General features: G+C 37.1%; 19 protein-coding genes and 1 pseudogene. 4 read left to right on the forward strand and 16 right to left on the reverse strand.

The features are described from left to right. Positions 1-3: 3 nt before the first annotated feature. Complete coding sequence (locus AC4G3N_RS14835) at positions 4-1,500, forward strand: peptide MFS transporter (protein ID WP_175354309.1); 1,497 nt, start codon at positions 4-6, stop codon at positions 1,498-1,500. 87 nt (positions 1,501-1,587) lie between these two features. Here the strand turns inward: AC4G3N_RS14835 and AC4G3N_RS14840 are convergent, their stop codons facing one another. The 6 genes and pseudogenes from AC4G3N_RS14840 to AC4G3N_RS14865 all read right to left on the reverse strand — a co-directional run bounded on the left by AC4G3N_RS14840 (position 1,588) and on the right by AC4G3N_RS14865 (position 10,795). Further along, entirely contained in the window at positions 1,588-3,969 is a 2,382-nt protein-coding gene (locus AC4G3N_RS14840) for a polyprenyl synthetase family protein (RefSeq protein WP_148631091.1), read from the reverse strand. Between the two features lie 237 nt (positions 3,970-4,206). Then, positions 4,207-5,082: a spermine/spermidine synthase domain-containing protein gene (locus AC4G3N_RS14845; protein WP_491090461.1), complete on the reverse strand. Its 876-nt coding sequence runs from the start codon at positions 5,080-5,082 to the stop codon at positions 4,207-4,209. Positions 5,083-5,285: 203 nt separating this feature from the next. Continuing rightward, positions 5,286-6,679, reverse strand: a pseudogene (locus AC4G3N_RS14850) (sugar porter family MFS transporter). Between the two features lie 335 nt (positions 6,680-7,014). Beyond that, complete coding sequence (araA, locus tag AC4G3N_RS14855; protein ID WP_491090463.1) at positions 7,015-8,433, reverse strand: L-arabinose isomerase; 1,419 nt, start codon at positions 8,431-8,433, stop codon at positions 7,015-7,017. Positions 8,434-8,466: 33 nt separating this feature from the next. Next, on the reverse strand, positions 8,467-9,162 hold the full coding sequence (locus AC4G3N_RS14860; protein ID WP_066108210.1) for an L-ribulose-5-phosphate 4-epimerase: 696 nt from the start codon (positions 9,160-9,162) through the stop codon (positions 8,467-8,469). Positions 9,163-9,184: 22 nt separating this feature from the next. Then, positions 9,185-10,795, reverse strand: a complete 1,611-nt coding sequence (locus AC4G3N_RS14865) for a xylulokinase (RefSeq protein WP_491090465.1) — start codon at positions 10,793-10,795, stop codon at positions 9,185-9,187. A gap of 331 nt (positions 10,796-11,126) precedes the next feature. Between AC4G3N_RS14865 and AC4G3N_RS14870 the strand changes: the two genes are divergently transcribed. Continuing rightward, on the forward strand, positions 11,127-12,218 hold the full coding sequence (locus tag AC4G3N_RS14870) for a GntR family transcriptional regulator (RefSeq protein ID WP_139892720.1): 1,092 nt from the start codon (positions 11,127-11,129) through the stop codon (positions 12,216-12,218). Between the two features lie 159 nt (positions 12,219-12,377). Here AC4G3N_RS14870 and dhaQ read toward each other — a convergent pair whose 3' ends face one another. Continuing rightward, on the reverse strand, positions 12,378-13,376 hold the full coding sequence (dhaQ, locus tag AC4G3N_RS14875) for a DhaKLM operon coactivator DhaQ (RefSeq protein WP_139892721.1): 999 nt from the start codon (positions 13,374-13,376) through the stop codon (positions 12,378-12,380). Positions 13,377-13,395: 19 nt separating this feature from the next. Beyond that, entirely contained in the window at positions 13,396-13,953 is a 558-nt protein-coding gene (dhaS, locus tag AC4G3N_RS14880; protein WP_491090468.1) for a dihydroxyacetone kinase transcriptional activator DhaS, read from the reverse strand. Between the two features lie 176 nt (positions 13,954-14,129). On the opposite strand from dhaS, the gene dhaK reads away from it, so the two are divergent. After that, positions 14,130-15,887 (forward strand): dihydroxyacetone kinase subunit DhaK, encoded by a 1,758-nt coding sequence (gene dhaK / locus AC4G3N_RS14885; protein WP_066108223.1) that lies wholly within the window; start codon positions 14,130-14,132, stop codon positions 15,885-15,887. 377 nt (positions 15,888-16,264) lie between these two features. Here dhaK and AC4G3N_RS14890 read toward each other — a convergent pair whose 3' ends face one another. The 8 genes from AC4G3N_RS14890 to AC4G3N_RS14925 all read right to left on the reverse strand — a co-directional run bounded on the left by AC4G3N_RS14890 (position 16,265) and on the right by AC4G3N_RS14925 (position 22,553). After that, complete coding sequence (locus tag AC4G3N_RS14890; protein ID WP_181162047.1) at positions 16,265-16,438, reverse strand: hypothetical protein; 174 nt, start codon at positions 16,436-16,438, stop codon at positions 16,265-16,267. A gap of 194 nt (positions 16,439-16,632) precedes the next feature. After that, the gene (locus AC4G3N_RS14895; RefSeq protein ID WP_066108226.1) at positions 16,633-17,424 is read right to left on the reverse strand and encodes an aminoglycoside phosphotransferase family protein; all 792 of its coding nucleotides are present in this window, start codon (positions 17,422-17,424) and stop codon (positions 16,633-16,635) included. 443 nt (positions 17,425-17,867) lie between these two features. Beyond that, positions 17,868-18,248, reverse strand: a complete 381-nt coding sequence (locus tag AC4G3N_RS14900) for an HIT family protein (protein ID WP_491090472.1) — start codon at positions 18,246-18,248, stop codon at positions 17,868-17,870. Between the two features lie 287 nt (positions 18,249-18,535). Further along, complete coding sequence (locus AC4G3N_RS14905; protein ID WP_491090474.1) at positions 18,536-19,288, reverse strand: DUF1129 family protein; 753 nt, start codon at positions 19,286-19,288, stop codon at positions 18,536-18,538. A 12-nt stretch (positions 19,289-19,300) separates the two neighbouring features. Then, positions 19,301-19,630 (reverse strand): PadR family transcriptional regulator, encoded by a 330-nt coding sequence (locus tag AC4G3N_RS14910; RefSeq protein WP_491090476.1) that lies wholly within the window; start codon positions 19,628-19,630, stop codon positions 19,301-19,303. A gap of 254 nt (positions 19,631-19,884) precedes the next feature. Beyond that, complete coding sequence (locus tag AC4G3N_RS14915; protein WP_491090479.1) at positions 19,885-20,745, reverse strand: AraC family transcriptional regulator; 861 nt, start codon at positions 20,743-20,745, stop codon at positions 19,885-19,887. A gap of 172 nt (positions 20,746-20,917) precedes the next feature. Then, positions 20,918-22,060: an anti-sigma factor gene (locus tag AC4G3N_RS14920; protein ID WP_491090481.1), complete on the reverse strand. Its 1,143-nt coding sequence runs from the start codon at positions 22,058-22,060 to the stop codon at positions 20,918-20,920. Continuing rightward, complete coding sequence (locus AC4G3N_RS14925; protein ID WP_491090483.1) at positions 22,053-22,553, reverse strand: RNA polymerase sigma factor; 501 nt, start codon at positions 22,551-22,553, stop codon at positions 22,053-22,055. The genes AC4G3N_RS14920 and AC4G3N_RS14925 overlap by 8 nt, the downstream gene beginning before the upstream one ends. A 610-nt stretch (positions 22,554-23,163) precedes the next feature. Between AC4G3N_RS14925 and AC4G3N_RS14930 the strand changes: the two genes are divergently transcribed. Further along, positions 23,164-23,667, forward strand: a complete 504-nt coding sequence (locus tag AC4G3N_RS14930; protein ID WP_066108243.1) for a DUF7878 domain-containing protein — start codon at positions 23,164-23,166, stop codon at positions 23,665-23,667. The last annotated feature ends 20 nt before the right edge of the window (positions 23,668-23,687 follow it).

Consider the following 23,687-nt stretch of genomic DNA (forward strand, 5'->3'; position numbering starts at 1 on the left):
TTTTTGGTTAAATTAAACAAACAGTCGGGTGTTCCAGGCATTCCGAACACAGGTTTTTTCGGACACCCTAAAGGACTTTTCACATTATTTTTCACAGAGTTTTGGGAACGTTTTTCGTATTATGGAATGCGGGCCATCCTGGTCCTCTACTTATACGCTGAAGTTAGCAAGGGCGGACTGGGGTTTGATCAAACCACAGCCATGTCAATTGCTGCAATCTATGGATCTTTAGTCTATCTATCAGGTATTATCGGTGGATGGGTTGCAGACCGTTTACTTGGGACAAGCAGAACCGTATTCTACGGTGGAGTTTTTATTATGCTTGGTCATGTTGTTCTGGCATTACCGCTCGGGGCTGAAGCCTTTTTTGCCAGTATGTTCTTAATTATCATTGGTACCGGATTGCTAAAACCGAACATTTCCAGTGTTGTTGGTGACTTATATACAAAGGCCGACAATCGCCGGGACTCAGGATTCAGTATCTTCTATATGGGGATTAATTTAGGTGCTTTTATAGCTCCATTTGTTGTAGAAGGATTACGTGGGCATTACGATAGCTACCATGCAGGTTTTTCAGCTGCTGCTGTAGGTATGTTTCTTGGATTAATCGTATTTGTTATTACGAAAAAGAAAAATCTGGGCACCATTGGAACACAGCCACCTAATCCATTAAGCCCTGAAGGCAAAAAGAAATTTGCTCTTTATTTTGGGGTAACAATTGCTCTATTAATTGTCCTTTTCTATGCTCTGATTACAATCGGTTGGCTAACCATTGATCGATTTGTTTTACTCGTAACTATTTTGGCAGTTATTATACCAGTCGTTTACTTTGTTTGGATGTACAAAAGCTCTAAAACAACTGCAGAAGAACAATCAAGATTACTTGCCTATATTCCATTATTCCTGTCAGCAGTTATCTTCTGGGCTATTTATGAACAAGGCTCTAATTTACTGAATATTTATGCTTTAGAACGGACTAATTTAACATTGTTAGGCTTTAAAATCGCACCTGGTGTGCTACAGGCAATGCCTGCCCTCTTCGTGATCATCTTTGCACCAGTTGCAGCTTGGTTATGGATGAAGCTTGGGGATAGACAGCCTTCAACTTCCAGAAAATTTTCAATTGGCTTGCTATTAGCAGGTCTATCATTCATTGTGATGCTTGTACCAGGATACTTAAGTGGCGGTGACTCACTTGTTAGTCCTTATTGGCTCATATTGAGCTACCTAATCGTCACACTTGGAGAGCTTTGTCTATCTCCTGTTGGTTTATCTGCTACAACTAAATTGGCACCTGCTGCATTCTCCGCTCAAACGATGAGCCTATGGTTCCTCGCAAGCGCAGTTGCACAGGCTATAAATGCACAGCTTGTAAAACTTTATAGTACGGAAACGGAACTCCTGTATTTTGGATTAATTGGTGGATTCGCAATTCTATGTTCAATTATTATTTACTTCATCTCACCAACCATCCAAAAATACATGAGAGGCGTTAAATAAGGAAAAAAGATGCCCCTGGTTTTAAAACCGGGGGCATCTTTATGTTCTGAATGTTCTCTGCTATCAGGCAGCGAACAGACAATCACTTTAGCGCTCTCTGTTCACCATATAATTCAATAAGTGCTTTAAAAATGAACTCTTCGGTGAAATTTGTACAATAGCTTCCATAGCATAGCAGTAATGGTCCCACATTACTTTACGAGCACCCTCCCTGCCAAGAACTGATACAAATGTAGAATTATTATTCTCTTTGTCCTGACCGACAGGTTTTCCAAGTAAAAGGTCATCCCCCTCCAGATCAAGCAAGTCATCTTTAATTTGAAATGCGATTCCGGCATGATGAGCGAATTTTTTTAACTTCTCTATCTCGGATTCCTCTACTTGAGCAAGAATGGCAGGCATAATGAGTGATGCCTCAAATGCGATTCCTGTTTTGTAAAAGGAAAGCGTGTTTAATTCCTCTAAAGTCAGCACTTTCCCTTTCGATTCTAAGTCCATCGCCTGACCTCTGCACATATCCATGGCTACCTGGGATGAGTATCGAATTAACTGTAGAACAGACGCGGCATCAAATTGTTTCAGTGATGCTTGTTCCTTCATAGCATTCTGAATAAGATATACCGAAGTTATTTCTGCTATACCCGTATTATGGACCTTATGCAAGGTAGCACGCCCTCTTCGAAAAGGCGCATTATCCTGAGATGGCAGATCATCGAGAATAAGAGATGCCGTATGCATATATTCCAGGGATTTAAGAAGCGGTACAATCGCTGTAGAATCCAGCCCATACTCCCTGACTCCCATCATCCAAGTCACGATTGGCCTTAACCTCTTTCCATCACCTTCAAGACTGTAATTTGCCGCATCAATGATTGGATCATTCGTCAAAAGTGTAGATTCTAGTTGATTAATAGGCAGATATTGATTAATCTCCTGACGAATGCTCTTTATTGTGTTAGCAAATTCGCTCTCCTCTTGACGATCCTTTCTCATATTGGAAAGGATATGATCTCGGAGCAATTTATCAAAGAAATCCACATCATCCGCTTTCTGAACCATCGTTTGGATGAGGCTGTTGAATGCTGGTATATTTGCTGTTAACAACTTCATCAATTCATCATATTTCTTAGTACCTAATCGTTCTTTATTTCTTTTTAAGCCATTGATTGCTCGATCCAGTATGACCTCACAAGCATGAGGATCAGAATCATATACATGATGAATTAAGTTGAAAATAACCGTCCAATATAATTCGAATGGGTTAATAAGGTCAGGACGCTTATCATGATAGGTTAGATAATACGTATATGGAGTGACCGCTCCTGCATCCATATCCTCAAATAAATCCGCAAAGTCATCTGCCAATTGATTGTATATTCCATAGTAAAACGTACGTTTGTTAAACCCTTCATCCTCCGGTGCACTAATAACAGAACGAACAATCAATCGTGAAGAAGATGATTTTAATATGATTGGAATAAACAAATCTTCATTGGAGTAATGTTCATTTGTTAACTCTTTAACTCGGTCCACTTCCTGTGAATGAAAAAACACATACGCCTGGTCGAAAAATATTCTAGCATTTTCTGGGCTTTGGCATCCTTTAATATACTCAAATGCTTCCTTCAGTTCTGAATGAATAAACCGAATAAGATTTTCATTTTCTCCTGACCACTCGTCTATTTCTGGGACTGTCCCATTTATAAGCGTCATTCTAATGATAGTTGAAAACTGCTTTTTCTCCTCATCGGATAAAACATTTGCATCTAGTAAATCATCTATAAAAGGATAGGTCAGACCATAGGAATATCCTAACCGAATGGCTTCATCAAGCTTCTGTGCTCGTTCTTCCGGGGAAATATCAGAGCCCATCTCTTCCCTAACGTGCATCATAACTCCACCTATGATTTTGATTAATTTACGTTGGGCATTTTCGGCATCCATCCCATTCGGTATAGAGGATGAAACGATTCTTAGCTTGTCGAATAGCCAGATGATTGTTGACTCGATATTCTCCTTTTGACCCCATCTGTACAAACCGTGTGTACTAAACAAATCAAACTCACTAGATTCTTCAAATTTATCTGTAACTAATTGAGAAATGAGCGTATCCACGACTTGTTTGATTTTAGTTTGTGTTTCAGGCTCGTCCAAGGCTTTGCCCAAATCTCTCAGATAGATATATGAAATACTTCGATGAAGATACTGCTCCAGTTTCCCTCTCTTATTCAACCAGCTTATATACTGATGATACTCCTTATTTGTTGTTTTTTTATTTTTATGAGCAAAAAGGGAAGCTAAGGATCGATGACGAATATGATTCTGCTTCCACGATTGAATATCTTTCGTTAATGCATCGATATAGCTCTTTTCAATCACCTGCGCACGCAAGGATTCAAAATACTTTTCAGCCTTCTCTTCAGCCAATACATAACATTTATCACTATTATTTATGACCTTCTCATTCATAAGTTCAACTACCTCTTGTTTTCTTTTGGTTATACAATTTCCTACTCACTTAATACAAAAGTACCATCTTTATAAGCATAAAGCTAAAATAAACAATGTGGTATTTTTGACCTATTTCTCACTGAACGATTATCGCCCCTGACCAACGACTTATTTATATACTCGTCAGGAAAACATACCTTTACTAACTATAAAAATCCCCCTTCAAACTTTGAAAGAGGATTTCTCATGCATGTTTTATAAATAACATTTAATTGATTTTTCAATCCAATAGGTAAATATCGTATTTGGACATCTTTTTTCAAATAATTTCATTTTTAAATACATATCAATCCCATCTGAAACATCATGCCATAAATCCGTAAAAACAAAATCAAATTGACCCTTTGCCATAGATTTTTGAGCATATTCAAAGGCATTAGCTTTAATGATCTTAATCTTTTGATGGTTTTTGAATTGCGGCAATATATACGTTTGGAACAAGTTAATCACGTCTTCATTCATTTCGACTACCGTGATGCTATCAACATTTTCTTTTTCAGAAATCATATAGGTATAATAGCCAAGTCCCAACCCATATGTAAGTACATTTCCAAACGCCTGTTCAATCGGTTCTTTCATGGTTTCAATTTCATTAGGCGTTACTGTCATCCATATTCTTCCATTTTCCAAAATAGCTGGATACTCAAATTCTGTTTCAAAAAAACCAATTTGCGGGATTTGCCTGCCTTCTTTTGTTTTGACAATATCATTGCATACAAAGCCCTCAAACGGTTTATACTTTTCATATTTCAGATCACTATTACCAATCTTCAACGTTGGGATCTTGATATTCTTATAATAAGTGTTTTCGTAATATTCCTTTTCATCCAGTTTAAAAAACATTCCATTAAAGTAATTGTTGAATAGATTCTTATCATCCATCTTATCCACAATATCCAATCCAAAAGCAGACGCTAAAATGACCGCAAACGCATGCTCATAAGATACTCCAAACTGAACAATCTCTTTTATCTCTTCCCCATCAACAAAATCGGGCGCCTTATTTAAATAATTGCTTAGCAATGCGAACACTTTATAATTATCTTCTTTTACTCCATCATTCGGTTTCATTTCTTCACCTGTATTCATTGAGTTATAGTAAAATAATAGCGAAAAAATCGAGATGGAGCAATGAAACTGGAATTCCTCTTAAGTAAAACAGGCACTTCAGATAAATGAATGAATAAAAAAGTCCCTGATTCCAGTATAGAAATCAGGGACAGCTTACTGTATAGCTTTGCTGTAATTCGATTAGCAATTAATTATGTTACTTACTATGCACTTTTCGCCTTAGCTTGTTTACTTTCTCCAATTTTTTCTATATCCTCTAAACTGCGACCGCGAGTTTCAGGAACGCATGTCCGTATAAATAGGACTCCCAGTAAACAAATACCGCCGAAGATGGCAAAAACAGCTTCTTGAGGCATAAAAGCAATCATGATTGGGAAAAGCAATCCGACCAAGAAAGAACCAATCCAGTTAAATGATGAAGCTAATCCTGACGCACGTCCGCGAATGGCTAGCGGGAATATTTCTCCAACTATGACCCAAGTTAAAGGAGCCCATGTGAATGAATAAAACGCAACATAGATACTTAGAAAAACAACCATCATCATCGGATTCACATTAGGAATTAGTATGTTTAAGATGGCAGGAAAAATAAAGGAGAGTCCCATAATGGTTCCGCCAACTGTTAATAAAGTACGGCGCTTAAATTTATCAGCAATGACCAGGAATACTAATGAACCTATTACGAGGATAATCCCCTGAATGATTGGCCACATCAACGCGGAACTGGCTGCATGACCCGTAGCATTTTCCACAATCAAAGGAATGTAATAGAAGATGGCATTTGCACCCTGGAATTGTTGAAAAGCTGCTACACCTACACCCGCAAAGACCAAGTAACGGTATTTACCACTTAAGAGAGTTCCCCAAGACGTTTTCTGACTTACCGTTTTTTCTTCTTTTGCAGCTTCTTGAATTTGTTTTATTTCAGCATCAATATCTTTTTTATTTGAACAATATAGCCCAATACCTTACGAGCTTCATCAAATTTATTATTCTTAATTAAAAATCTTGGTGATTCAGGTAACTTTAACATTCCAAAAAATAAGATGATAGCAGGTACTGCAGCCAAACCAAGCATCATCCGCCATGCCATAGTTTCTGGCAGGTCTTTCAATAGATAATCAACAATGTATGAGAGCAACATCCCAGAAACGATCATGGTTTGATTTATTCCTGACAGACGACCGCGCAATTTTGCAGGCGCCATTTCCGACATATAGGCTGGAACCAACGCAGAGGCAGCCCCAACAGCTAGTCCTAGAAACATCCGTGATACAATCAAAAATAGTATTCCATCATGGGGGGCTATGCCTGACAATATGGATCCCACAACAAAAATGACAGCAGATATTAAAATCATTTTGCGTCGTCCTAAACGGTCAGACAGCTGACCAGCTACGACACCTCCAAAAATAGCTCCAAACATTACCGAAGAGGTAATCCAACCAATAGCGGTAGCTCTTCCTTCGAGGCTCCAATCACTTTCTAAAAAAGGTAATGCTCCCGTCATAACACCTATATCATAACCAAAAAGAATGCCGGCAAAAGCTCCAAAGAAATAAATAAAGCGACTTGATATTTTCTTTTCATTAACCATGAATGTTCCCTCCACTAGGTGCAAAAATATATTGCTAGAAATCCTACCACTAAGACTATTAATAGCCTTAACATATATAAAAGCGTTTTCAAGTCCTGCAAAATTGCTATAATACCAGTAAGTTTTTAATAGAATATTTACGTTCATAGCTTGTCTTACATGATAGTAGGTGTTGCCTATTTAATAATAGAGATGCTCTGTTTAATTTAATGAATAACGCATTAGGGATATATATAAACAAAGAACACGCTTACAAATAAAAGCATCTTATTCTACCTTCTGGGATAATCTATTATCCTCCAAGAAAGCATAAGCCCCCTCGGAGGATAAAGCCATTACCTAATAACTACATAATCTAAGTCAACAAGCTTTGCATACGTGATAATTTGATCTGTTGTCAGATTCAATGAAACAACTGTATGGTGACCGCCGCCATTCTCAATCCACGCTTTAACCCCATCCTGGAAGTTTGGCTTTACTTCCCATAGTACACGTGCTACTGGAAGATTAGGTGCTTTAACAGTTGGCTCAAAAGCAGAAACTTCATTAATCAAAAGCATGTAATGTGTACCAAAGTCAGCCATTGAAACAACAACACCATCTCCTGCCTTACCATCGAAAACTAAACGAGCCGGATCTTCACGATCACCGATACCTAATGGAGATACGACAATTTTTGGCTTGTTGCAAGCTAATGTTGGATCTACTTCAAGCATATGTGATTGAAGAGCAGCTTCTTGCCCAACAGCTAGTTCATAAGTGTAATCCTCCATAAATCCAGTCGATTGGTTATGGCTCATCACTTTAAGTAAGCGATCTAGGGCTGCAGTCTTCCAATCCCCTTCACCAGCAAATCCATATCCTTGGGCCATCAAACGTTGCACTGCAAGGCCAGGAAGCTGTTTCATGCCATATAAGTCTTCAAAGTTAGTTGTGAATGCATTGTAACCACCATCATCAAGGAAACGCTTAATGGCAATTTCATAGCTTGCTTGCACCTTCACGCTCTTTTCCCAATCTTCTTTGCTGTATATGCCATAATCAAATTCATATAGTTCCGCATACTCAGCAATTAAATCGTTCACTTCTTCGTCCTTAACGTCATTCACATATTGAACAAGATCGCCTATACCAAAGTAGTCAACAGTCCATCCAAATTGAATTTGAGCCTCTACCTTATCCCCTTCGGTTACTCCAACATTACGCATGTTATCACCAAAACGAGCAACTTTTATATTGAAGCTTTCGTTATAAGCAACCGCTACATCCATCCATTCTGCTATTTGCTTTTGGACTTCAGCACGTTTCCAGTAACCTACTACAACTTTATTTTGCTTTTTCAAACGCGCATTGATAAATCCATATTCACGATCACCATGAGCTGATTGATTCAGATTCATGAAGTCCATATCAATGGTTTCCCATGGAATACTTTCGTTAAACTGCGTTGCTAAATGTAGCAATGGCTTTTGTAATAATTTTGTTCCGCGAATCCACATTTTTGCTGGTGAGAAGGTATGCATCCAAGTAATTACGCCCGCAACCTCATCACGATAGTTCACTTCTTTCATAATGCTTGTAATTTTATCTGCACTTACAGCTAAATCCTGCAATACAAGCGGGTAAGGTAATATACCGCTTTCATTTAAGGCATCCGTCATCGTTTGTGCGTGTGCTTTGACTTCCGCCAGTGCTTCTTCCCCATATAGATGCTGTGAACCTACGACAAACCAAAACTCTTTTACTTTAGACATAATAATCCTCTTTTCGTAGTTTGATAGTTTGTATTATTTTTGCCCATAGTAGGCATTTTTTCCATGTTTACGTAGATAGTGCTTATCTAAAATACGTTGTGGCAATTCTTCAGCAAAATGATTTAGTTCTCGTGTAAATAAATTCATTTTTGAGACCTCTTCTAATACCACACTGTTCATAACCGCTGATTTTGCATCTTTGCCCCAAGTAAATGGTCCGTGTCCATGAAGTAAAATACCGGGAACTGCCAATATATCTAATCCACGTTGTTCAAATGTTTCGATAATGACCTTTCCAGTTTCCACTTCGTACCCACGGTCAACTTCCTCTTGAGTTAAAAACCTTGCACATGGAATGGAACCATAGAATGTATCGGCATGAGTAGTTCCCATCGCCGGAACATCTAAACCTGCTTGAGCCCATATAGTCGCCCAGGTTGAGTGCGTATGCACAATGCCGCCAATCTCTGAATAATGCTTGTAAAGTACTGCATGAGTTGCTGTATCTGATGAAGGATTCAATTCCCCTTCAACCACCTGACCATCCAAATCAACAACCACCATATCACTTGGCTTCATCGTCTTATAATCAACACCGCTCGGTTTGATAACAAATAAGCCACTATCACGGTCAATTGCACTTACATTTCCCCATGTATATTTGACGAGTCCATGCTTGGGCAATTCTAAATTTGCTTCAAATACTTCCTCTTTTAACTTTTCTAACACTTGAACCCCTCCAAACTTGGACTCATAAAATCAAATGATCGACAGCTGCCTGCTCAATTACAAGACCTTTTTTATATCGCTCTATAAATTTCTCAAAACCTTTAACATCAAACTGATCCGGATATATTTCTTGACTATCAACCTCGAAAAAGACTTTTTGGTCAAGGAATTCTTCCAAGTATTCCTTCTCATTTTTGTTCATCATGTAAGAAGCCAGAATAGCCATCCCCCACGCACCGCCCTCTCCGGCTGTTGCCATAACGGATACTGGTGCATCAATGGCAGCTGCGACGATTTTTTGACCTACAATAGGTGTTTTGAATAATCCGCCGTGAGCCAAAATGCCGTCAATTTCAACACTTTCTTCTTTAGTCATAATGTCCATTCCAATTTTTAATGCGCCAAATGCAGTAAAAAGATGAGCTCGCATAAAGTTTGCTAAATTAAACTGACTACCAGGAGGTCGTACGAATAGCGGTCGCCCCTCATCTAATCCTGTAATATTCTCACCGGATAAATAGCCATAGCTTAGCAATCCGCCAGCATCCGGTTCAGCCTCCAAAGCTTTATTCAGCATCACTTCATATAATTGATCCGTTTCTATCTTTTGGCCCATTGCTTCAGAGAACTCACGGAATAATTTCAGCCAGGCATTTAAATCACTGGAGCAGTTATTAGCATGAACCATCGCTACAGGACTGCCATCAGGTGTTGTTACTAAATCAATTTCCGGATACACTTTTGAGAGTTCTTTTTCCAGTACAATCATGGCAAAGACTGATGTTCCTACTGAAATATTACCAGTACGCTTTCTCACACTATTTGTAGAAACCATTCCTGTACCCGCATCACCTTCCGGCGGACAAAGCGGAATACCTGGTTGTAAATTCTGTGATTGATCAAGAATTTTTGCCCCAACTTCAGTCAATTCACCAGCTTGTTCTCCTGAAAGATAAACTTTAGGAAGAATCTCCTCTAGGCTCAAAGGACAACCCTTCGTGGAAATTAGTTCATCAAATTGCTTAACCATTGATTCATTATAATTCTTTGTTGATTCATCGATTGGAAACATACCTGAAGCATCTCCAATACCGATCGCTTTATTACCAGTCAGTAACCAGTGGATATAACCTGCTAAAGTCGTAACATAATCAATACGCGGCAAATGTTTCTCTTCATTTAAGATAGCTTGATAAAGATGAGCAACGCTCCATCGTTCTGGGATATTGAATTTAAATGTATCAGTCAATTCTTTAGCTGCCGCACTCGTTGTTGAGTTACGCCAAGTACGAAACGGAACAAGTAATTCTCCTGTATGATCAAAGGCCATATATCCGTGCATCATGGCTGAGATTCCAATAGAACCAATCTTCCGAATCGTTATCCCATAGTTTCTTTCAACTTCTTGCTTCATCTCACGATACGCTGCTTGTAGGCCAGTAATAATATCGACTAGGCTGTATGTCCAAAAACCATCCTCCAAGCGGTTTTCCCACTCATAGCTTCCAGATGCAACCGTTTCAAAATTATGATCAATTAACACTGCCTTGATACGTGTAGAACCAAATTCAATTCCAAGAGAAGTCTCTCCCCTAGCAATTGCCTCTTGTATGTTTGCTTTGTTCTTTCTCATATAAACCCCCATCTGATAGCGGTTTCAATATCCGGAATGATTACGCTTTCTATTTGTTAACTTGATTATATTTATTTGTACGTACAAATGTCAACTAATGTGTAATTAGTACACACAAATTTAACATTCTCGATTTTAGTACAAATCAAACAAAGACCCACAAAACCATTTATTGGGTATACTATTAAAAGAACTAATGAAAGATGTTACTTATAAAATAGAATTAGATTGCTTATTTTATTTCTTACTAATTCAAAGTAAAATATGTACATACAACTATTTCGAATCAATCAATTAGTGCAAGAGCACCAATGAAGGAAGTGAGCTATAAATGAAACCAAAATATCAGGTCATCATTGATGATATAAAAAGCAAGATTCTTTCGGGAGATTATAAAGTTGGTGACCAAATCCCTACTGAAGCTTCCCTCCAAGAAAAATACGAAGTGAGCCGACAAACTGTTCGTAAAGCTATTTTAGAACTATCAAACGAAGGATTTTTAAGAAGTGAAAAAGGGTCTGGCACTTATGTCAGTAACCAATATCAAGCAAAATCTGGCGGTCAATCTAACACTAAAACAATCGGAGTCATTACAACCTACATTTCTGATTATATTTTCCCCTCCATTATTCGAGGGATTGAAGGCAGATTAAATGAAGAGAATTATTCGTTATTATTAGCCAGTACAAATAATGATGTCGAACAGGAAAAGAAAGCTTTGGAAATGATGCTGTCATTTGGAGTGGATGGTTTGATCATAGAGCCTACGAAAAGCAATCTATATAATCCAAACATCTCTTATTACCTGTCATTTAAAGAACAAGAGGTTCCATTCATTATGATTAATGCTTATTATGAAGAATTAAGTGTTCCCTTTCTTTGTCTTGATGACGTCCAGTCCAGTTATCTCGCAACAAAGGAATTAATTTCGAAGGGACATACACATATCGGGCTAATATCAAAATCAGATGACCTACAGGGAAAATATCGAATGAAGGGATATATAAAAGCGCTTGGAGAAGCCAAATTAGGATTTCGACCTGAGCATGTGCTTACATTCGATACAGAAACAAAGCCCAATTTATCAGCTAGCTTGAAGAAATTTTTAGAGGAAAATATTCACCTATTAACCGCGATTGTTTGCTATAACGATGAAGTCGGTTTAGAAGTAGTAAATGTGTGTAAACAGCTTAATATTTCCATTCCAGAGAAGTTATCAATAATCGGGCAGGACAATTCCTATATTGCCAAAAATGCTACTATTGCACTGACAACATTAACCCACCCACAGGAACAAATGGGACGTGATGCAGCTGATTGGCTCATTAAGAAATTGCAAGGAAAACGAGATTTACCAAACGAAACCTATTATCAGCCAGTGTTAGTTGAAGGAGAAACAGTAAAAGATTTAGAGATACATTAAGCAATAGTTATGAATATATTTTATTTCATATGGTGCTACTAAATTACTTAATGAAAAAGAAAAGCCCTGTTTATGCTCGTTATGATACCCGAGCATAAACAGGGCTTTACTCTATTTCTGCTATATATGGTATTTGACTGTGCACTAATCAAATCTTAACTACCAGTTAGCTACTTCCACCTCTGCTTTTAACCATTTTTCCCAAACAGAATCCGTTATTTTGAGTAAGCTTAATGAAATACCTTTCATATCTAAGGAAGTTAAATGGTTTCCAACCTTCACAAATCTAATATCCAAGCCTTCCAGCTCGCATAAACGTCGGATGTCATTGGTAAAGATATACTGTTCCATCAGCGGTGTAGCCCCTAACCCATTCACCAAAATGGCAAATCGATCTCCTTTTTTCCATCGATAAAGACTTTTAAGTTTATTCATAAGCTCTATGGCTAAAATTTCAGAGGAATGAAATTCTTCTTTCCGGTATCCCACTTCACCATGAATCCCAATTCCGTAAAATACTTCATTATCCTGTAGTATAAATGACCTTCTATCTGTCTCAGGATGGGTTACCGGTGAAAGTGCAACTCCCAATGTATGTAAATGATTGATGACAGACTGGCCAATTTCCGTTAGTTCGTTTAGAGAATATCCCTCACGTGCAGCAGCTCCAAGTATTTTATGGACAAACACAGTACCAGCCACACCACGTTTCCGCTTATTGAAGGAATTGTCGTCTTCAATGGAGACATCATCACTTACAATGACATGATCAACAGTCCAGCCTTCTTTTTGGGCGATGGATTCAGCCATCAAAAAACTCTCTAAATCTGCTTTAAAATTTTTGACTATGAGCAAGACACGCTTATTTTTATCAATCATCCGAATGGCGGCTACTATTTGCTCAGTTGTTGGCGGCGTGAAAATTTCTCCATTAACAGAAATGGAGAGCATTCCTTTCCCTACATATCCATAATGAGCCGGTTCGTGTCCGCTGCCGCCTCCGCTAATAATGACTACCTCCTCTCTTATATCTTTTAAATCTTTCCGATAAACAATATCATGCTTGGGCTCATAAGAAACCCTTTCTTTATGTTCAAAACAAAATCCAGCCAACATGTCTCTTACAACATGCTGAACATCATTAATTATTTTTTTCATTCTTATTCCCTCTCGCTGCTCACTCCTGCAGAAATGGCAGTAATTGATCATTTATCATATATTTCATCAAGGATGACATCGTGGAAGATTCGAGAGTGCAATCTTTCTCAATCCACTCTTTGATTATCCCTACAAACCCATAGCTATAAAAAGAAGCCATTAATTCTTTCCTTTCATTAGAAACCTTTAATCTGCTTCCGTCCAAACGGTTAGTAATAATCTCAAGATACAAATTCTTTGTGTGTTCATATAAGTATTCGTTAAAGGAATTTTGCTCTTCTACTTTAAATGCATTTTGATAGAATCGTCGATTCTGACTGAAGTATTCCAATAACAAATGAAAGATGTTCTCCCACTTTTCATATCCAATAAAGTCTGTAATATTTTCCTTCGTTTCTTCTTTATAAATCCAGCCAAGCAATTCATATTTATCTTGAAAATGGTAGTAAAATGTTTGCCTTCGCATCTTACAGTTTACCATAATGTCGCTTACTGAAATTTTATGAAAAGGTTCAGTTACCATTAAATCTTTTAATGATTTTGCAATTATTTTTTGTGTGATAATCGATGAGGTCATGGGTTACCTTCCCTATTAAAATTGTAATTTAATTATACAAAAATGATATAATTACGGCTATTTTGACAAATACGGTTATTTGTCCGTTTACTTTAAAACGCTTACATTATACTGTTAACAGTATGAATAAATTTAGCAAGACTACCAATTTTTAATAGAAACGGGAGGCAATACAAATGAAAAAGATTATAAATAAACCTGAGAACCTCGTAATGGAGATGGCTAATGGATTAATCATGGCACATCCGGAACTCGAGTTTCTGAAGAAATATAAAATTATTAAGAAACGAGTAATAAATGAAAACAAAGTGAGCTTAATTAGCGGGGGAGGCAGTGGGCATGAACCTGCACATGCGGGCTTTGTCGGAAAAGGTATGCTTGATGCTGCAGTATGCGGGGATGTGTTTGCTTCGCCATCACAAATACAAGTGTATCAGGGAATCAAAGCAGCTGCCGGTCAAAAAGGGGTCCTGATGATTATTAAAAATTACAGCGGTGACATCATGAACTTTAAAAATGGTGCCGCTTTAGCAATCGAGGATGGTATCCAGGTTGAATATGTTCGAGTAGCTGACGATATAGCCGTTGAAGACAGTCTGTATTCTGTAGGACGCCGCGGTGTTGCAGGAACTGTACTTGTTCATAAAATTGCCGGTGCAGCTGCCGAAGAAGGCAGAGACCTTATGCAGGTAAAAGCAATTGCAGAAAAAGCCGCAGAAAATGTAAAAAGCATCGGGGCAGCTCTTACATCCTGTACCGTTCCAGCTAAAGGAACTCCGACATTCAAATTAGAAGAAGATGAAATCGAATACGGTGTCGGCATTCATGGAGAACCAGGAATCAGAAGAGAAAAATTGATTTCTGCAAATGAGTTGGCTAAACAAATGATAGATGATCTTCTAAAGGATTTTGGACAAGATGGGGATGAAACATCTGATATTGCTATTCTTGTAAATGGCTTCGGAAGTACTCCACTTCAAGAACTCTATTTATTTAACAATTCGGTTATGAGAGAAATGAGTAACAGAAATATTCATGTTTATAGAACCTTTGTCGGCAATTATATGACAAGTATTGATATGGCTGGAGTATCCTTGACAATTATGAAGCTTGATGATGAGCTGAAATCATTATTATCAAGCGAATGTTCTGCTGCGGCATTTAAAGTGGATGCACCTGTTGAGGGTGTTCAGTATACCGATCCTATTGATGAGATTGAAGAAAGAAGCGTTTCATTCAATACTGAGACAAGTGAGGAATACGCTGTAATCCACGATGATGTCCTTTCCTTAGAGAACATCATCTATCTCATTGATAAAATGAGCGAAGTCATTATCCGAAATGAGATACCATTCTGCGAGCTTGACTCTCATGCCGGTGACGGAGACTTTGGTATGAGCGTTGCTAAAGGATTCAAGCAATTGAAGCGAGAATGGAGTTCTATCTTAAACCAAGAACCATTAACTATTGGAGCATTCCTTGATGCATGCTCAATGGTCATTATGGAATATTGCGGTGGAGCGTCCGGTCCAATTTGGGGTTCTGCATTCCGTGCAGCCGGCAAAGCCGCAGGCGATAAAAATGAATTAACGATCGAGGAGTTTGCAAACCTACTACAGGCAGCTGTTGAAGGAATACAAGTAACTGGTGAACGTTCATTTGGTAGAGGTGCAGTCGTCGGTGACAAAACTCTGATTGATGCTTTAGTTCCATGTGCTGACTCTTGGTCTGAGTGCGCAAAAGCTGGAATAGACTTTAAAACTGCCTTTGAAAATGGGGCAGCTGCTGCAGTTAAAGGCGCTAAATATACAGAAACAATCGTCGCCCGCATGGGACGTGCTGGTACGGTTGGAGAAAGAAGCCTGGGTTATCCTGATGCTGGAGCTTATGGACTTGGAGTTATCTTCACAGAGCTCTCCAGCAGCCTAAGATAAATAGTATTGATTGCCAACCATACAATTCTTATAACCTAACCACTCTAAGGGGCTGCAAACTTTGCAGCTCTTTATTTATAGAATAATAAAGCAGCTTCAGTTGATAGGGCTATTTTCGAACAATGGTAACAAGGAAAATTAAAAGGACCAACTTTTGGTCATCCTTGTTCAACTTAGACATCTTTAATAAATATTATTTAAATAATAGGTATAGAACAATGGCACTGACTACGACTATTCCTCCTATTGTTGGACTTCCATAAACGGTTCTATTCCAACCATCCTCGGTGTCATCTTACTTTTGTTACGCTTATCTTTGTCGTCATTCAACGATAACACCTCCATATATGTGCTAAAACGCTTTTAAAACTACTACCTTAGGCGATGAAATTTTGAAAAAGATGGACGGTCAAAACTGTTGTTAACAAACACCCACAGGAAGTTAAGACTATTGTTTTTCTATTGTCTTGTTTTTCTTCAGGTTTATTGAACTCATTAATTTGTATAATCCATATTGTCATAGTTACAAGGGCAAGAATTCCGATGGACATATCAATCACTTCCTTTTTCCCTTTTATTTTTTTGAAGACTATCTCACTTCGAATTGTAACATTCTGTAAATCCGCAATAAATCCTTCTTAGCTAACTTGTCCCTTTAATACCATAAGAAATTCAACATAGAAAGACATCTTTTGGTCAACTTGGCCTTCTACTCTTTCCCCTGTCAATTCCAACCTTTCCCCTTTTACATCCACTCTTTTCCGTGTTCACTAATGAACTTGATATCATTTTGATAATGTTCAAGGTGTCCTTCATCTATCATTTTTTGAAAATTACTATCGCCTTCTTTAGCTTTTCTTTCAATTGTTTTACATAGCCCTTGTAATCGCAACAATACCATCTCTAAAAAAACTTCTTCCACTTCCTTTCCATAGGATTCAAAAAACAATTTTACTCTGTGTTTTATTTTCATAGCGTGGTCTAAGAAATTATAAATAACTTCTTCACCTGTTTCAGATTGATAAGCTCTACTTAAAGGAATACAAGTATAAAGGGTATAGGCAATGTCCCAGAGTCTCGGTCCAGGGCCAGCAACATCAAAATCAATTATACCTACCGGTCGTTTACGATTAAAGATAATGTTATATATAGCGAAATCATTATGACAAAGCACCTCGAATGGTTGCGGAGTATTATCTATCGACTTCCAATCTTCTTCAATTAAAAAATCACTCACTGAATCGTGGTAGAGACTAAGCATCTGAGCTATTTCTTTTAAAACTTCATCAGACCACATATATCCCTTTAAAGGATAATTACCAGCTTCACCTTCTATATATGACAAAATCTCTCTACCTTTTTCATCAATACCAAAAAATTTAGGTGCATAAGTGAATCCTTTATTTTCTAAATGTATTAATAGCTTGTGAATTTTCGTACTGTCTGGCTTTAAATCTCTTCGAACGGTATCTCCTAAACGATATACGGTTGAGACATTTCCTCCAGTTAGAATTTCTTCTTTTTCGTATTTTGACATTTCACAAATACCCCTCAATATAAATTTGCCACCGTTTAGTTTCTGTCTATTGTTTAACATTCCTGCTTCTTTATCTCCATAAGAAATTCAACACGAAAAGGCATTAATCCTCCTAAGATCAACGCCCTGAAAATTTAAGTGAGAATTCCACTTACTATATGAATTATAAACATGGCTACTTACGTTTTTGGATTATTTGACGCACTGGAGATGCCAAAGCAAAAAATATAAGTGCTATAAAAATTGCTTTAATTAAAGAAACTTGCTCCATCATAGGTGTATGCGTTGAACGGCTCGAGGAAAAGATAGACCACCAACTTGGTTCGGCGTATGGTAGAGATACTCTGTACCAAATGATAAAAATTAAAAACACTAATAACCAGTAAATCTTCATAAAAACTCTCCTATACTTTTTAGATAAGTAAGGCTCGAATTAGTTACCATTATCTCTTATTTTCCGAACTTTTCAGCCAGTGTCTAAGTCCTTTGCCAGCATAGGGTTCATCACTAAATCGAGGAATAATATGTAGGTGAGAATGCATGATATGTTGACCTCCAATTGCATTGCAGTTCCAACCAATATTGTACCCATCAGGTCGATATGTTTCATCCAGGAGATCTTTCACTTCTTGCAGTAATGAATAGGTTGCAAACCATTCATCTTCTGTTAAGTCAAACACTGTTTCACGGTGTTTTATTGGAACTATTAATCCTGACCCGACTAATACTTCTTGTGGCATTTGTAGAAACATACAATGTTCATTTTTTACAACAACTTCTTGCAGTTCTATTGTTTCAGGATTACAAAATGGGCATTCTTTCACTTCAATAACCTCCTCAGTTTCAGTTTTATTTTATATTATTTTACTCTTATTATAGTAACCTTTAAGAAAACAATTTTTAGAATAAACAAAAACGCAAAGGCAGTCATATAATCCTCCAAATTTAAAATTTGGTTAAATAATTCGATTAAAACATATAAATCCTTCTTAATCTAACCTGCATTCCTAGTTAACCGGCTTGTTATAGGAAATCAATTGAATAAGATAGGAAAGGGTCCTCCAGAAAGTCAGTAAAACTAACGTTCCGGATAACCCCCAAAAAACTTTTGTTATGATTTTGTTTTTCTCACTTCATAAAATAAATAAATTCCGATCAATATATATGTTATAGCTAAACCCATAATTAACTGCAATTCTTCATTTAAAGTTGATCGAGCTAATACGATGGTCGGTAAGTGAAATGAAATTAAAAAAACGGGCAGGATTGCGGTTTTTGCCCAAATGGAGAATGTAACGATAAAGCAAAGAAAAAGTAAGCCGATGACTGTACTCCCTAAAACACCAAAGTTAATGGTTGGTGTAGGATAGATTGAATCAGCGACAAGCAAACCCATAAAGACGACCATACTAATGAAAATAGGGGCTAATAATATTAAAAACTCTCGAATTTTAGACACTTGATTCCTGGCTGTATAGCGAAATGCAATCATTACTCCGATAAAAAAGAGCACACAATACACAGCCGTTCCAATGATTTTTAATACACTATAGCTTAATGTACCTTTCAAAAGATCTCCGAAAATCGAAAATGACATTGCTCCAGCTATAATCAGGGGTATATATTTTACCCATGCTTTATAATCCGTCCTCATTTCATTGGAGATACTCTGCATATACTCTTTAGGAGAAGATCCAATAATCTGATCAATAGATTTACCATTTAGCTCGGCTTCATATAAATGCTCCTCAAGTTCTTTCGTAATATCATTAATCTCCTGATCATTTTTTCCACTTGAAAACAAGTATATCTTTAAATCATCAATAAACTTCTGACTTTTATCAGACAGTTGAAGTTGCTCCACTTTTGCATCACCTCATCCTTCAATTTCTTTCTTAATGACCGCGTTTACGCTGTTCTCAAGGTAACCCCATCTAACCAGAAAATTTTCTAAAGCTACCTGTCCTTCATCTGTTAATGAATAATATTTTCTCTTTGGTCCAGCAATTGAATCCCGGCGAACAGACGTAATAAGTCCTTCCCGTTGCATTCGGAGCAATAATGGATAAATGGTACCTTCGCTGATTGTCTCAAATCCATACTCACTTAAACGTTCTGCCATCTCATATCCATAACATTCTTTTCCTTTGATAATAGCCAAAAGGCAACCATCCAATATCCCCTTTATCATCTGGGTTTGCGACATCTATAATCCACCACTCTTTTTATCTTGCATTGCAAGGTATATTACCAGTTTAAACCACACTACCTTGCAATACAAGATAATTGTTAATTACTTACAAATATCTTTCTTATATGAAGGTCAAAAAGAAAACACTAGGGCAAGATCCCCTATTAAATTCAAGTCTCTCCATCTCTCAAATAGAAAGAAGCAATGTAGCCCACTACATTGCTTCTTTAATGAATCCGCTCGATTAATTTATAAGCTTATCCTTCTATTTATTTTTTAATTGGTATCCATATTTCTGAATAATAATCCTTAGAAGATGGATCTCCATCACTTAAGTAAACCTCCATCTCAGGTCCACCCGAATGCTCATAGCCTGTTGCCGGAAACCATTCAGAGAAAATTCGATTCCACACCTTTGGCATGGCATCAGGCATAGCGCCATGAACAGGAAAAACAGCCCAGGTAGCAGCCGGAATCTGTCGTTCTTCCCAATCATTTGGGACATGTTCTATATGTTTCTCTGCCCCGATCAAGTAACTTAGATTTTCTTGTAGTTTATCAAAGTCCATACAAACTCCAATTAATCCAAGAGATCCACTATTTTTAGCAAGTACAGCGGCGAATCCATTCTGATTAGATTCATCCCAGAAAGAGGCTATTTTCCGATTGTTCTCTCCCCCACTAGTACTCGTGCGTATGCTTTTCCCAACAACCTTAAATGCTTCCTTTTCGACAATCTTATAATCCATTCCCACATCACCCTTTAACTGAATTTGAAAGGAGAGCCTCGGATAAGCCTTCAAGGATTGAGTATTTTTCTTTGCAGATGACGGATTGATTCCATGAATTTTCCGGAATGCTTTTGTAAAGGATTCCGGAGTTTCATAGCCATATTTCAGTGCAACATCGATTACCTTAGACTTGGAATATACCAGTTCCTGCGCAGCAACTGTGAGACGGCGATTCCTAATATATTCACTTACGGTATATCCCGTCAGCATGCTGAACATCCGCTGGAAATGAAATTTTGACATACACGCAATTTTAGCAATATCTTCCATACAAAGATACTGTTCCAAATTACCTTCTATATACTCGATGCTGTCGAGCATCCTTTGAAGCCCCTCCATGTAAGCACTCTCCTTTCTAAACTCAGTCTACCAACATGAGTTTAGCAAATCCGGTTAATCCGTGCTCTTTTATGACAGTCCAGAATAGAATAAGAGCACCCAATTAGTTCATTAAGCTATCTCTATTTAACTGCCTGAATATCGCATAACAAAAGTTTTACTCAAACTATTTTCAGAGTTCACTTTCCCAATTCCAAAATTCTATTTCGTCTACTTCTAATTCACTTACTTTTCCTTCATCCTGTAATTTTAATACTTCTTTAGTTGGTCCTGTAATAACAGCCCCATAATGCTTATAACCATGTTTTTCCATGTATTGAATACGTTTTGAAAGATTTAAATCTCCCATATAAAAATTTTCTGCTTTTTCTTCATATTCTTCCAGGAATTGCAGTGTTTTTCGGAATTGCTTATGCAGTGGTTTTCCTTCGCCTACCTCGTATTCCGGTGAAGAAGACCCTTCAGAAACTATTTCTGTTCCAAAAAAACCTTTTTCCTCTTGTTGAAAATCTACGATCATGTCATCTTCATGCCAAATTGGTTCACTAGGAAAACCAATTGGTTTAAATATAGCTTCCTCTTTCTTTTCAAAACCAGTATCTACTGCAAGCCATATTAATCTCATATCCTTAGCCTCGAATAATGAAAATACCTCTTCTGTCTCTAGTACAGTAAATGAAACATAGGCTGAAACAACCGTCCCTTCTGGAACCTTTTTTAATCGTTCCCACCCTGAAAAACCTCGTGGGCTTGAGCCCGGATAAATAAAAGCAGGACTGTTATTAGATATAGGGCTGAAATAGGTAACTTCAGGATATGACATCCTTGAGAAGAAAAAATCAGTTTCCATTTCACCTACCTTGATCGTATCATCTCCAATAACTTTATTTATATCTTTTGAGGCTGTCATTCCAAAATAGGCAGAAGTGCTCGTACTTGTACCATCCATATGACCATAAGGATTCATTACAGTCAGACTGTAATCAACGATATTACGTAATTTCTCTACTCGGTCAGGAGCTCCGAACGAGTAATACATCAGAGTTAGGATGGAAGAAAAGAATGAAAATAGAAGAAATAAACCTATAGCCATAAGTGCTGTTTGAAATCTTGCCTTCCATTTTGCAAATTTCATAATTCGTTGTTGTTTTTTTATGCCAATATCAGAATCAGTTAACTTTCCCCTGTTTTCTTCATCAGTTTCTTCCAAATATCTCTCCATGCTCTCCAGTTCTTTCTCAATCTCTTTTGCCTCTTCTGCAGAAAGTTCACCATTTTCATATGATTCCAGGCGATTTTTAAATTCATCACACATATTCTTTACTCCTTCTTTGCCTTATTGCTTTTCTCCCCCGAAATAAAAGAACTTTTACATAGGCTTTACTCACCTTCATTACTTCAGCAGCTTCCTCATATGATAAACTATTAAAATCACAAAGCAGTACTGCCATCTTATGTTTTTCAGGTAATGTATTCACTTCACGTAATAGCTCTTCTATTTCCTCATGAATTACAATCGTTTCATCAACCGCTTTATTCTTATCTAAAAATCTAGAAAAATAGCCTTCATCCTGAATTGTTACTCTTTTATGCTTTCTATGATGATCAATATATGCATGATAAGCTACCGTAAAAAGCCATGCCTTTACACTTCCACTTTGATAATTCTCAATATATAAATAGGCACGAAAGAAGGTCTCTTGAACAAGGTCCTCCGCTGTATGATGGTTATGACAAAGAGAGAAAAGGAAACGATATATATCAGAAAAGCACGTGCTATAGAGACTATCTATTGAATCCGCCATCATTCCCTCATCTCTTTAATACCACGTACAAAAATAAAAAAGGTTACAAATATTAAAATACTTTCTAAATTACCAATCTTTATGAGCATATCAAAAGATGGGGAATTAAGTTTACTTTTGTTTGGTTTGATGTTTATATAAACAAAAAAAGACATCAATGGAGATGCCTTCTTTCGCGCACTATATATGTAAATAGCCACCAAGGAGATTAATAAAAAAAGACCCGTATTCGTAAAATCCACGAAATAAGGATCAATCTTGCAAATGTATTTTTCGGGGTCTTCAATATCCTTCTTCGATTTCAAAAGTAATATCGATACTATAAATCCTTTTTGGACTAGGGTGAATCAACTAATTAACTTATATTTACTTTCCTCGATTAACAAAACAATATTCTTTATATAACTTGATTAATTCTTGGACAATTCCAGGTCTCTGCTTCGTTATCTAAGCGTTCATTTAGAAAACCGAGAAAGAATACTGGATTAAATATAGAACCTAAAAGAAAGATTTATCATTTTTTTGTCGAATTCTATTATATATAGCTTAACTAAAATAGCCTCCAGCATTTTAGGAAGAGACAAAATTAGAATAGAGATAGGGTGACGAAGACATGGACAGTATTTCAAACAAAATAAAGTTTGAATACAATTTTGTAGTAGATAAAGAAATGATCTCAAAAAAGCATAAAAGGGATGTGCCTGCCATATTAGCCGTGGATGCCACATTTACAATAAAAATCAACAACGAATTATACTTTGAAACAGAACTAGCTATACTCGAATTCTATAAAGCATTGTATAGATGGAAAGAAGAGATTACGAAGAAGAATCCTACACCGGAATTCCATTATTACACGATTGAATATGCTGACTATGAGAATGGAGCTATCCTGTCATTAATCCCCTTTTCCAATAAGGCCAGAGTGAAATCAATCTGGGCAGAACAAGATCTATATAATGTTTTCGATCTAGACTATATTGTAATGGAATTCATTCTACTAGAAGAGATACTAAAACGGGATATAGAGGATTATTTTGATATAAGATTAAAAGATTTCATCAAACACATTCCTGTCCAAATTTCAAACCCGCTTTTGCTAAAGGGGAATTTGTAAATGGTTTAGGTAGCAGGACA

This window comes from Bacillus sp. z50 (assembly GCF_058313585.1).